General features: G+C 74.9%; 8 protein-coding genes. All 8 read left to right on the top strand.

All coding sequences use genetic code 11. The annotated features are described in order from the left end of the window. On the top strand, window positions 1-899 hold an 899-nt coding region (locus HUN59_RS08625; protein WP_368076215.1), incomplete at its 5' end, for a 3-phosphoshikimate 1-carboxyvinyltransferase. A gap of 5 nt (window positions 900-904) precedes the next feature. After that, window positions 905-1,948, top strand: a complete 1,044-nt coding sequence (gene rsgA, locus HUN59_RS08620; RefSeq protein WP_141861947.1) for a ribosome small subunit-dependent GTPase A — start codon at window positions 905-907, stop codon at window positions 1,946-1,948. Window positions 1,949-1,979: 31 nt separating this feature from the next. Next, window positions 1,980-3,128, top strand: coding sequence for a hypothetical protein (locus HUN59_RS08615; RefSeq protein ID WP_144800931.1), 1,149 nt, complete (start codon window positions 1,980-1,982; stop codon window positions 3,126-3,128). A 43-nt stretch (window positions 3,129-3,171) separates the two neighbouring features. Next, window positions 3,172-3,957 (top strand): inositol monophosphatase family protein, encoded by a 786-nt coding sequence (locus HUN59_RS08610; RefSeq protein WP_058740687.1) that lies wholly within the window; start codon window positions 3,172-3,174, stop codon window positions 3,955-3,957. A gap of 482 nt (window positions 3,958-4,439) precedes the next feature. Beyond that, entirely contained in the window at window positions 4,440-7,130 is a 2,691-nt protein-coding gene (locus HUN59_RS08605; protein ID WP_174778113.1) for a helix-turn-helix transcriptional regulator, read from the top strand. Window positions 7,131-7,557: 427 nt separating this feature from the next. After that, a complete protein-coding gene (glmS, locus tag HUN59_RS08600) occupies window positions 7,558-9,411 on the top strand; it encodes a glutamine--fructose-6-phosphate transaminase (isomerizing) (protein ID WP_174778112.1) in 1,854 nt (617 codons plus the stop codon). Window positions 9,412-9,627: 216 nt separating this feature from the next. Then, the gene (locus HUN59_RS08595) at window positions 9,628-10,338 is read left to right on the top strand and encodes a M50 family metallopeptidase (RefSeq protein ID WP_174778111.1); all 711 of its coding nucleotides are present in this window, start codon (window positions 9,628-9,630) and stop codon (window positions 10,336-10,338) included. Between the two features lie 103 nt (window positions 10,339-10,441). After that, window positions 10,442-11,809, top strand: coding sequence for an O-acetylhomoserine aminocarboxypropyltransferase/cysteine synthase family protein (locus HUN59_RS08590; RefSeq protein WP_174778110.1), 1,368 nt, complete (start codon window positions 10,442-10,444; stop codon window positions 11,807-11,809).

Below are 11,809 nucleotides of genomic sequence, written 5' to 3'. Positions count from 1 at the left end.
ACGGCGCGATGCCGTTCACGTTCACCGGGACCGGCTCGATCAGGGGCGGCGCGCTCACCATCGACGCGAGCGCGTCGTCGCAGTTCGTCTCCGGCCTGCTCCTCTCGGCGCCGCGCTTCGAGGAGGGCCTGCACCTCACCCACGTCGGCGACCGACTCCCGAGCCTGCCGCACATCGACATGACCGTCGCCGCGCTCCGCGCCCGCGGCGTCCGCGTCGACCAGCCGTCCGTCGGTGAGTGGGTCGTGCACCCCGGCCCGATCGCCGCGCGCGACGTCACGATCGAGCCCGACCTGTCGAACGCCGCGCCGTTCGCCGTCGCCGCCCTCGTGGCCGGTGGCACGGTGCGGATCCGCACCTGGCCCGCCGCGACGACGCAGGTCGGTGCCGACCTCGAGACGCTGCTGCCGCGCTGGGGCGCGACCGTGACGCGCGACGGCGACGACCTGCTCGTCGACGGCGGCGTCGGGATCCTGGGTGGCGCCTCCTTGCCGGGGGTGGACCTGGACCTGACCCGCGGTGGCGAGCTCGCCCCCGCGCTCGTCGCACTGGCCGCGCTGGCGGACACGCCGAGCGATATCACCGGGATCGGTCACCTGCGCGGGCACGAGACGGACCGGCTCGCCGCGCTCGCGGCGGACGTGAACCGGTCAGGAGGCACGGTGCAGGAACTCGACGACGGCCTGCGGATCGCGCCGGCGCGGCTCCACGGCGGCCCGTGGGCCGCGTACGACGACCACCGGATGGCCACCGCCGGGGCGATCGTGGGACTCGTCGTCGACGGCGTCGCCGTCGACGACATCGGCTGCACCGCGAAGACGCTGCCCCAGTTCCCGGAGCTCTGGGCGGCCCTCGTGGCGACCGGCGCCTCCGACTCCGCCGACCGCGACGGGGCGTGACGGGCATGAGCTGGTGGGACGACGTCGACGGTGACGACACGGACGACGACGAGCCGTACGGGCAGTACGAGTCGAAGGTCCGGATCCGGCCGAACCCGAAGGGCAACCGTCCGCGCACCAAGACCCGGCCGACGTACGACGACGCGACCCGCGGCTGGGTGACGAACGTCGACCGCGGCCGGTTCGGCGTGCTCGTCGACGACGCCGTGATCACCGCGACGAAGGCCCGCGAGCTCGGCAAGAAGTCCGTCGTGACCGGCGACCGCGTCTCGCTCGTCGGCGACGTGTCCGGTGAGCCGGGCTCCCTCGCGCGCATCGTGAAGGTCGACGAGCGCACGACGCTGCTCCGCCGGAGCGCCGACGACACCGACGAGGTCGAGCGCGTCATCGTCGCGAACGCCGACCAGATGCTCGTCGTCGTGGCGGCGGCCGACCCGGAGCCCCGACCCCGGCTGATCGACCGGTACCTCGTCGCCGCGTTCGACGCCGGCCTCGACCCGGTGCTCTGCGTCACCAAGACCGACCTCGCCGACCCGGCACCGTTCCTCGCGCACTTCGCCTGCCTGGACCTGCGCATCGTCACGAGCCGCTCGGACGACGTGCCGTTCGAGGCCCTGCACGAGGTCCTGGACGGGCGCGTGACGGTCACCGTCGGGCACTCGGGCGTCGGCAAGTCGACGCTCGTCAACGCGATCACGGGGTCCACCCGCGCGACGGGCGTCGTGAACGCGGTCACCGGCCGTGGGCGGCACACCTCGTCGTCGTCGATCGCCCTGCGCGTGCGCGACGGCGGCTGGATCATCGACACCCCCGGCGTCCGGTCCTTCGGCCTGGGGCACGTCGAGCCCGCGAACGTCTTCCGGGCCTTCGCGTCGCACGCCGTCCCGGTCCGCGAGCCCGCCGACGGCATCCCGCTCGACCAGGCGCACGACTGGGAGATCGTCGACCGGGTGCAGGACGGCGAGCTCGGGCCGACCGGTGTCGAGCGGCTCGACTCCTTCCGGGCGCTCCTGACCGGCATGGGCGCGGACGACCCCGGCGCGGACTGACCCGGGCGGCACGGGTGTACAGTCGTCCCTCGTGTCAGAAGTTGCAAAGTACAACTTGGTGGTCACCCCGAACCCCGAGCCCCGTCCGTCGCACCACCACGCCGACCACGCCGCGCCGCGTCCGCCGCGCCGCCCGTCCGGTCCGTCGGTCCTGCGCCCCGAGCACCTCGGGCGGACGCTGCGCGGCTTCGGGTCGCACATCCTCGTGCCCCTCTTCCTCGCGGTCGGTATGACCCTCGCGTACCTCGGCGCCTTCCACGCACCGACGCCGCACGAGCTCCCGGTCGGTGTCGTCGGTCAGGGCGCCGCGGCGCAGGTCTTCGCCCAGACCGTCACGGACGGCTCCGACGGCAAGCTCGTCGCCCACGTCGTGGCCTCGCCCGCTGCCGCCGAACAGCAGGTCAGGGACCGCGAGCTCGCCGCCGTGTACGCGCCGACGACGGACGCGGCGACGCTGTACGTCTCGTCCGCCGCGAGCGAGACGACCGCGTCCGCCGCGCAGAAGGTCTTCCTGCCGATCGCCTACGAGCAGCACCTGCCCTTCACGGTGCAGGACGTCGTCCCGACCGGACCGGAGGACCCCACCGGCCAGGGCCTGTTCTTCCTGCTCGTCGGCCTGAGCGTCGGCGGGTACGCCTCGGCCATCGCCGTGGCCGCGGTCGCCACGCGCCTCCGGGCGTTCTGGACCGTCGTCGTCGGTGCCGCGACCGCCGCGGCAGTCGCCGGCATCGGCACGATCGTCGCCGGCCCGGTCTACGGCGTCGTGCCGGACCACCGCTGGCAGGTGTTCCTGTTCGCCTGGCTCTACGACGCGATCGTCATCGCGCTCGGGGTCGGCCTGCACCCGCTGCTCGGCCGGTGGACGACGCCGATCCTCACGATGCTCTTCGTGATGCTCAACTTCACGAGTTCCGGCGGGATCTTCCAGCCGACGTTCCAGCCCGGGTTCTTCGCGGCCCTGAACACCTTCTGGAGCGGCGCAGCGTGGCTCCAGGCCGCGCAGGACCTGGTGTACTTCCCGACGTCCTCACTCGGCCGTCCCGCACTCGTGCTGGCGCTCTGGCTCGCCGTCGCGGTGCTGCTCGGCGTCGTCGTGCACGGCCTCGCCGCACGTCGGAGCCGCCTCGCCCGGGAGCGCGCGGTCTCGCGCTACGAAGAGGAGTCGGTCGTCGCTGCCTAGCGCCGTCCGCCCTGCACGACCCGGCCGCCGGTACGCTGACGCCGTGGACCTCAGCGCCGACCTGGACTTCGCCCGCTCCCTCGCCGACACCGCCGACGCGATCAGCCTCGAGCGCTTCCGCGCCGCGGACCTGCACGTGTCGAAGAAGGCCGACAGCACGCACGTGACCGACGCCGACCAGGCGGTCGAGCGCGCCCTGCGGGACCGGCTCGCCGCCGAGCGGCCGGACGACGCGTTCCTCGGCGAGGAGACCACCGCGGACACCGGCGCCGAGGCCACGAGCGAGGGACACCGGCAGTGGGTCGTCGATCCGATCGACGGCACCGCGAACTACCTGCGGGGCGTCCCGGTGTGGGCGACCCTCATCTCCCTGGCCGTCGACGGCCGTCCGGTGCTCGGCGTGGTCAGCGCGCCCGCGCTCGGGAAGCGCTGGTGGGCCGCCGAGGGGCTCGGCGCGCACTCCACCGACGGCCCGCTCCGGGTCTCGGGCGTCGCGGAGCTCGCCGACGCGAGCATCAGCTACAACAGTATCCAGCAGTGGGACGACGACGACCGGCTCGACGCCCTCGTCGCGCTCTCCCGGAGCGTCTGGCGCACCCGCGCGTACGGCGACATGTGGTCGTACATGCTCGTGGCCGAGGGCGTGCTCGACGTCGCCGGCGAGCCCGACCTCAAGCCGTGGGACATGGCCGCCCTCGTGCCGATCGTCGAGGAGGCCGGCGGGCGCTTCACCTCGCTCGACGGCGACCCCGGCCCCTGGCACGGCAGCGCGCTCGCGACGAACGGGCTCGTGCACGACGCCGTCGTCGAGGTCGTCCGCCGCCCATGACCAGGCAGTGACCCGGCACTGACCCGACGCTGACCCCGTCGACCCCGGACGTACCCCTCCACCGGGGCACGTCCGACGGCGCGGCCCGGAGCGGAAGGGAACGGTCCCGACGCACCGCCACGGCGTGTACCCCAGCCCGACGCCTCCCCCGGTGTGCCGCGCTGGACGCCCCGCCGGACGACCCCCCGGACTGGGGACAACGCGAGCGGACAACTCGTCGCCGCGGCCCTCGAAGTGGTGCCGGACCTGGGTTACTGTGACGGCAGCGTCAGGTCGGAGACTGCCTCGGATTCCCTAGGTCCGAGAGCGGTGTCGGACCCGTCGTGTCTCGTCCAGAAACCCTAACCCGAGGGGTGGTACAGACGATGTCTTCATCGTTCCCGCGCGGAACCGAGTGCACCCTCACTCGTCGTCCGCATCTCGTTCCCGTCCATCCTGGCGCGCGCACCCTCGCCGCCGCGACACCCGGGGGCCGGTGAGTCATGGCACTCACCGGTCGCCGTCTCGAGGTCGACCGGATCGCGACCCTCGCAGCACTCCCTCGTGAGTGCGCGATGGTCGTCGTCGGCGACCCTGGTTCCGGACGCAGCAGCGTCCTCGACGCGGTCGCGAACCGCGTCGCCCTCCCCGTCGTGCGCGTCGGTGTCAACGGGACCGAGTCCCGCTGGCCGCTCGCCGGCGTGACCTCCCTGTTCACCGCGCTCGACGACCCCCGTGCGTCGGCCCACATCGCCCTGCTCCTGGAGTCCGACGCCCCGGGCTCCGGCTCGGGCGGACTCGCTGCGGCGCACGACTTCCTCGAGGCCGTGCAGACGCTGACCCTGCCGCCGACGGTCGTCCTCATCGACGACCTCGACCGGATGGACGCGGAGAGCCAGGAGCTCATCGCGTTCCTCGCCGGTCGGCTGGCCGGCACGGCCCTGCGCCTGGTCGCCACGGTCCGCTCGGTCCCGTCGGACGGGCCGCTCGCGTCCCTGCCGACGCTGCGGCTCGAACCGCTGACCGCCGACGAAGCACTGGTCGCGGCGCGCTCGATGGCGCCCGCGGACGCGAACGAGGGCGTTCTCGCCGTGCTCGCCCAGGAGACCGGGGGCAACCCCGGCGCCCTCCGCGAGCAGGTCGACGCGCTCACCCCGGAGCAGCGGACCGGCACCGAGCCGCTCCTGCTCCCCCTGCGTCCGACGGCGACCGGCGAGGCGATCGCCGACCGTTCCCTCGAGCACGAGAGCGAGGGAGGACGCGATCTGGACGTCCTCGCCCGCCTCGCGCTCGCCCCCGTCGCACGCACGGCGGCGTGGGACCGGGACACCGTCGACGACCTGGCCGACGCCGGGCTCGTCGCGGTGCGCGGCCAGAGCGTCACCGTCCGCGACCCGCTCGTGCGATCGGTGCTCTGGTGGCGGATGTCCGCTCGACAGCGGCGCGCCGGGCACACCGAGCTCGCCGGCGTGGTCGCGGAGTCCGACCCCCGTGCGGCGACCTGGCACCGCAGCTTCGTCGACGACGTCCCGGACGTGGTCGGTCTGCTGACCGCGGCCGCGGGCTACGTGGCGGACGGCGTGCCGAACGCCGCAGTGGCCCTCGCCGAGCGCGCCCTGCACGTCGGCTCCGGCTGCGAGGACGAGCGCGCGGCGCTCCTGGGCGTCGCCGAGGCGATGCTCGCGAACCGCATGCTCGGGCTCGCCGCACGGTACCTCGCCGCGATCCGGCCGTTCCGCCGGACCGCCGACGAGGTCCGCCGCCTGCGGCTGCTGTACTCCGTGCAGTACCTGCGCGGCGAGGTCGTGCACGCGGACGAGCTGCTCGTGCCCGTCGCCCCGGACGCACCCGAAGCGCCCGCGGCGGCAGGACTCCTCGCGACCGTCGCGAGCTTCCGCGCCGAGTCCTGGGACCTCGAGCAGGCCCGCGACCTGCTCGCCCGGGTCGAGGCGCTCCGCCCGGCGGTCGACGTGCACACCGCGGAGATCGCCACCGCGGTGTCGCACCTCGTCGACGCGATCGACGGCACGCTCGCGCCGGACACCGAGCTCTACGACGGCCTCGCGACGTCGCAGCTGCTCGCACTGTCCGACCCCGCGCTGCTCCTCGTCGCGCACGCCCTGAGCCTCGGCGAGCGCCACCGCAGCGCCCGCCGGGTGTTCGCCCTGGCGATGGCCCGCAGCCAGGAGACCCAGGCGGTCTGGACCGAGGCCGCCCGCTACCTGTCCGCCGAGAACGAGCTGCGTTCCGGCAACTACCGGCAGGCGCTCCGGGCGATCGACGTCTGGGACGCCGCGGCCGGTGCGGACCGGCGTCCGCCGGAGGCCTCCCGGGCGCTCGCGATCGCGTACCGGCACTTCGCCGAGGGGCGCTCCCACGAGGCCCTCGAGGTGGTGGACCGGTGCCTCGCGCAGCGGTCGACGAACCAGCTGTGGGCCACGACGGCGAAGCTGCACGCGCTCCGTGGGCGGGTGCTCCTGCTGGACGGCCGGGTCGAGGAGGCCGTGGTCGCCCTCGAGGCCGCGGACGCCGTGGGCCGCTCGATGCGGAACCCGACGATGCTCCGGCACCTCGGCGACCTCGTCGAGGGCTACGTCCGGGCCGGTCGGACGGACGACGCACGCACCGTGACGGCACGGCTCGCGGCGGACCACCACGCCCGGCCGTCGCGGTGGGGTGCCCTGGTGCTCGCCAGGAGCCTGGCGCTCGTCGCGGACGACACGACCCGCGACGCCGCGCGGCGCCGTGCGCTGGAGCTGTTCCAGCCGCACGACTCGCAGTACGAGCGGGCCCGCACGTTCGCCGCGCTCGCCTGCGTCGGCACCGCGGCGGAGCGTCCGCGGCTCGGTGCCGCTGCGGCGGCGTCGTACGAGGCAGCCGGGCTCCGGCGGCCGCTCGTGACGCCGGTCGCGAGTGCGGCGATGCCGTCCTTCGCGGCCCCGTCGTCGGTGCGCTCCGTCCCGAGCGCGCAGGCGCCGGGATCCCCGCGGAGCGTGCCGGACGCGTCGGCGGTGCTCACGACGCTCACGGCCGAGGAGCGCGCGGTCGTGCAGAAGGTGACGGAGGGCTACCGCAACCGCGAGATCGCCTCGTCGCTGTTCATGTCGCAGCGGACGGTGGAGCTGCGGCTCACGCAGATCTACCGCAAGGTCGGCGCGCGCTCGCGCTCGCACCTGGTGGCGCTGCTCACGTGACGGGTCGCGTCCGCCACCGCGGTGACGTGGACGCGACCCCCTGACGGACGGGAGGCCCGGTACCAGCTGGTACCGGGCCTCCCGTCCGTCGTCGTCCCACCCTGGTGACCGCCGGGTCCGGTTGCGGGAGACCGCACGACCGTCGCCGCGGCGCACCGCGGCGGCGGGGAACCGCAAGAGGGGCGGGCGGCCGTTGCCGGGGCCTCCGCCGCGGTGGAGGCTGCTCCTGCACCGACCGTCGTGCCCCCTGGAGGGGACCCGTCCGCGGACCCTCGTCCGGTACCCGAACCGTCGGCCACGAACGCCGTCGTCCGCCCCCGCCTGATCCGGGGGCGGGCGGCGGTCCGGCCGGCGGACCCGGATGCGCGGCAGACCCGACGGCGGTCGGTGCCGAACTCCCCCAGCAGTCCCACCGATCGGACACCAGATGTGCGGCATCATCGCGGCCCGTGTCACCGACGACGCCACCCCCTACCTGCTCGACGGTCTCGAGCGGCTCGAGTACCGGGGGTACGACTCGGTGGGCGTGGCGGTGCGGACGGCGGCCGGGACGATCGAGACGGTCCGCTCCGTGTCCCGCGTCGGCGACCTGCGGGCGCGCGTGGCCGAGCACGCGGCGACGGTCCCCGTGGCCAGCGCGGCGACCGGTGCGGGGATCGCGCACACCCGGTGGGCGACCCGCGGCGCGGTGAGCGAGCGGAACGCCCACCCGCACGCGGACTGCTCCGGGCGGATCAGCATCGTGCACAACGGCACGATCGCGAACGCCGGGTGCCTGCGGAGCTCGCTCGAGGCGCAGGGGCACGTGTTCCGCTCCGAGGGCGACTCCGAGGTCGTGGCGCACCTGGTCGAGCGGGCGTTGACCGTCGACCCGGACCTCATGCTCGCGGTGCAGCTGACCACGGCGCAGCTCGAGGGGTCCTGGGCGGTCGTCGTCCTGGACGCCCGGGACGGCCGGATGGTCGCGGCGGCTCATCGGTCGCCGCTCGTCGTCGCCCGGTCGGACCGCGGGGACTTCGTGGCGAGCGACGTCGGGGCGATCGCGCCGTGGTGCGAGACGTTCGTGCCGCTGCGCGACGGGGACGTCGTCGAGCTCGGCGAGGCGTGGTCGTGGTCGTCCGGTGGGCTGGCGGTCCCCGTGCCGTTCCCGACGCCGGCGCCCTTCGCCACGGACACGCCGGACCGCGGGGACCACGCGGACCACATGGCGAAGGAGATCGGCGAGCAGCCGGCGATCGTCGCCACGATCCTGGACCGGGTCGGCCGCCGGACCGTCGACGGGAGCACCTGGGCCGGTCTCGGGCTACCCGCGTTCGACCGGTTGGCGGTCGTGGCGTGCGGGACGTCGCTGCACGCCGGGCAGGTCGTCGCGGGCGTGCTCCGACGACTCGGAGGGGTCCCGACCGACGTCGTCGCGGCGAGCGAGTCCGACCAGGTGGTCCTCGCACCGGGCACGCTCGTCGTGGCGATCAGCCGGTCCGGTGAGACCGCCGACGTGCTCCGGGCGCTCGACCGGTTCGAGGACCGCAACCCGGTCCTCGCGCTGACGAACGACGTGCACTCCTCGCTCGCCCGCCGCGCCGACGCGGTGCTCGACTGCGACGCGGGGCCCGAGGTCGGGGTCACCGCCACGAAGACCTTCACGGCGCAGGTGGTCGTCGGCGTGACCGCGGTCGTCTCGGCGCTCGTCGCCTCCGGGCGGCTCGATCCCGCCCGGGCGGCCGCCCTGGTCGACGAACTCGCCGAGCTGCCCGGACGGATGGCGGCCGCGGCGGCGGTCGCCGCCGACCGGGTGCCGCTGCTCGCCGCGACGGTGCGGGACGCCCCGGGCTTCCTGTTCCTCGGCCGGGGTCCCGGGCTGCCGTACGCGGCGGAGGGCGCCCTGAAGACCACGGAGCTGAGCTACCGGTGGGCCCAGGCGCACCCCGCCGGCGAACTCAAGCACGGCCCGCTCGCCCTCGTCGACGAGGGCATCCCGGTCGTCGTCGTCGACCACGGCGACCACCGGCTCCGGGCAGACGTCGCCGAGGTCCGGGCCCGCGGGGCGCTCGTCGTGACCATCGGCGGCGCGGACTCCGACGTCCCGGCGCTCACGGCGTCCCGGAACGCGACCGCGGACCTCGCCTGGGGCCGCGGGACCGCTCCGTGGGGGCCGGTCGAGGCGGTCGTCCCGCTGCAGATGCTCGCCCGGGAGCTCGCGCTGCAGGCGGGGTGCGACGTCGACAAGCCGCGGGGCACCGCGCGGGCGGTGGGGGGCGCATGGCCCGTCACACCCGGGTGAACCGGGTGACGGTGTCCGTCGCCGTCACGGCCGCACTCGTCGTCCTCGTCACGGTGGTCGTGGTGCTCGTCGCCGTCCTGCCCGGCTGAGCGTCCGGCCGGGCGTCGGCTGGGCCCGGCCGAGCGTCGGCTGGGCCTGGCCGAGCGTCGGCTGGGCCCGGCCGAGCGTCGGTCGCGTCCGGCTGGGTCCGAGGTGCGCCCTGTCATCCTGGTCGCCGTGACCGCTGCCCCGCCGCTCGTCTTCGTCGCCGTCCTGGTCGGCGCCCTGCTGCCCTTCGTGCCGTTCCTCGGCCGCGTCGCCCGGATCGCCGCGACGATCGTGCACGAGGTGGGGCACTGCGTCGTGGTCGTGCCGTTCGGCGGACGCATCGAGCGGATCGACCTGCACCCGGACGGCTCCGGCGAGGCCTGGGTCCGACTCGGCCGCGTCCCCGCCGCGGTGCGGTGGGCGGTCCGGATCGCGAACCTGTTCGCTGGCTACAGTGCGCCGGTGTGGGCGGGTGTGCTGCTGCTCGCCGGGGTGCTGCACGGCTCCCGGTGGCTGCCGGTCGTGGTGCTCGGCGTGGTGGGGCTCGTCGCCCTGGCGTTCGTCCGGAACTGGTTCGGGCTGCTCGTGGTCGTCGGCTTCGACGCGCTCGCGCTCTGGGTGGCGCTGCGTCCCTCCGAGGCCACGGTGCTCGTCGTCGCCGGCGTCGGGGCGGCGTTCGTCGTGGACGGGGTCCGCTCGGTGGTCGCCGTCGCGCGGTGGCTGCTGACCGGAGCCCGCGTGCAGACGGACTTCCACATCGCAGCGGCCGAGATGCGCCTGCCCGCCGCGGTGTGGTTCGTGCTGTTCGTGGCCGTGAACGCCGTCGCGGTGTGGCTGGCCCGCGACCCGCTGCTCGTCGTCTGGGACACCCTGGCCACCGGCGTCCGCGCCCTGTTCTGACCCGCGGCACGGCAGCACGCGGGCGTAACCGGGCGCCGCACAGCCCCCACGGCGGCCGTCGGGGTGCGAGAGTACCCGCACGACCCACACCCGGAGGGACCCCATGTCACACGACGGCCACGGCTTCACCACCGAACAGGTCCACGGCGGGTTCCGGCCCGACGCCGACCACGGCGCCCGGGTCCCCGCCGTGCACATGACCTCCGGCTTCCTGTTCGAGGACTTCGACCAGGCCCGCGACCGCTTCGCCGGCAACGACGACGGCTACACGTACACGCGCCTCGGCAACCCGACGAACGCCGACGTCGAACGGCGCATCGCCCTGCTCGAGCGCGGCGCCGAGGCGATCCTCGTCGCGAGCGGCCAGGCGGCGGCGACGGTCGCGTTCCTCGGTCTGCTGCAGGCCGGCGACCACGTCGTCAGCGCGCAGAGCATCTACGAGGGCACCCGCGGGCTGCTCCTGCAGAACCTCGGCCGGCTCGGCATCGAGGTGGACTTCGTCGCCGACGCCCGAGACCTCGACGCGTGGGCCGCGGCCGTCCGTCCGAACACGAAGGCCTTCTTCGCCGAGACCATCCCGAACCCGAAGAACGACGTGCTCGACATCGCCGGGGTCGCCGCCACCGCCCACCGCGCCGGGGTCCCGCTCGTGGTCGACAACACCCTCGCGACGCCGTACCTCGTCCGTCCGGTCGAGCACGGCGCTGACGTCGTCGTGCACTCCGCGTCGAAGTTCCTGTCCGGCCACGGGTCCGGCCTCGGCGGGGTCGTCGTGGACGCCGGCACGTTCGACTGGTCCGCCGCCCCGGAGCGGTGGACGCACCTGACGACGCCCGAGCACGCCCTCGGCGGCCGCAGCTACGTCGACGTCCACGGCCCCCGCGCCTGGGTGGTGTACGCGCGGGACGTCATCGCGTCCCGCATCGGTCCGACACCGTCGCCGTTCAACGCCTTCCTGCTCCGCCAGGGCATCGAGACCCTCAGCCTGCGCGTCGAGCGCCACTGCGCGAACGCGCTGGCGGTCGCCACCTGGCTGGACCAGCAGCCGGAGGTGACGAGCGTCGACCACGCGGGCCTCGCTTCCAGTCCGTACCACGACCTCGCCCAGCGCTACCTGCCCCGCGGAGCCGGGTCCGTCTTCGCCTTCACGCTCGCCGGTGGCGAGCCGGCGGCGCGGGCCTTCATCGACGCCGTCGAGCTGTTCAGCCGGATGACCCACCTGGGCGACGTCCGCTCGCTCGTCCTGCACCCCGCCACGACGACGCACGCCGGTCGGACGCCCGCCGAGCGGGCCGCGCAGGGCATCGACGACGGCCTCGTCCGCCTGTCCGTCGGGATCGAGGACGTCGCGGACCTGCTCCGCGACCTGGAGCGCGGGTTCGCCGCGGTCCGCAGGGTGGTCGGCTCCACGGCCGGCCGGGAGGCCCGTGGCGCGTCCGCCGCGGGCCGTGCGGCGACGCAGGTGGCGTGA

The sequence above is a fragment of the Curtobacterium sp. Csp2 genome (assembly GCF_013347165.1).
Note: the sequence above shows the minus strand (reverse complement) of the source record. Positions and strands in the feature narration are given on the sequence as shown.

Coding starts and splice junctions, on each gene's coding strand:
- HUN59_RS08590 (WP_174778110.1), top strand. CDS start 10,442: ATGTCACACGACGGCCACGGCTTCACCACCGAACAGGTCCACGGCGGG.
- rsgA (WP_141861947.1), top strand. CDS start 905: ATGAGCTGGTGGGACGACGTCGACGGTGACGACACGGACGACGACGAG.
- HUN59_RS08605 (WP_174778113.1), top strand. CDS start 4,440: ATGGCACTCACCGGTCGCCGTCTCGAGGTCGACCGGATCGCGACCCTC.
- glmS (WP_174778112.1), top strand. CDS start 7,558: ATGTGCGGCATCATCGCGGCCCGTGTCACCGACGACGCCACCCCCTAC.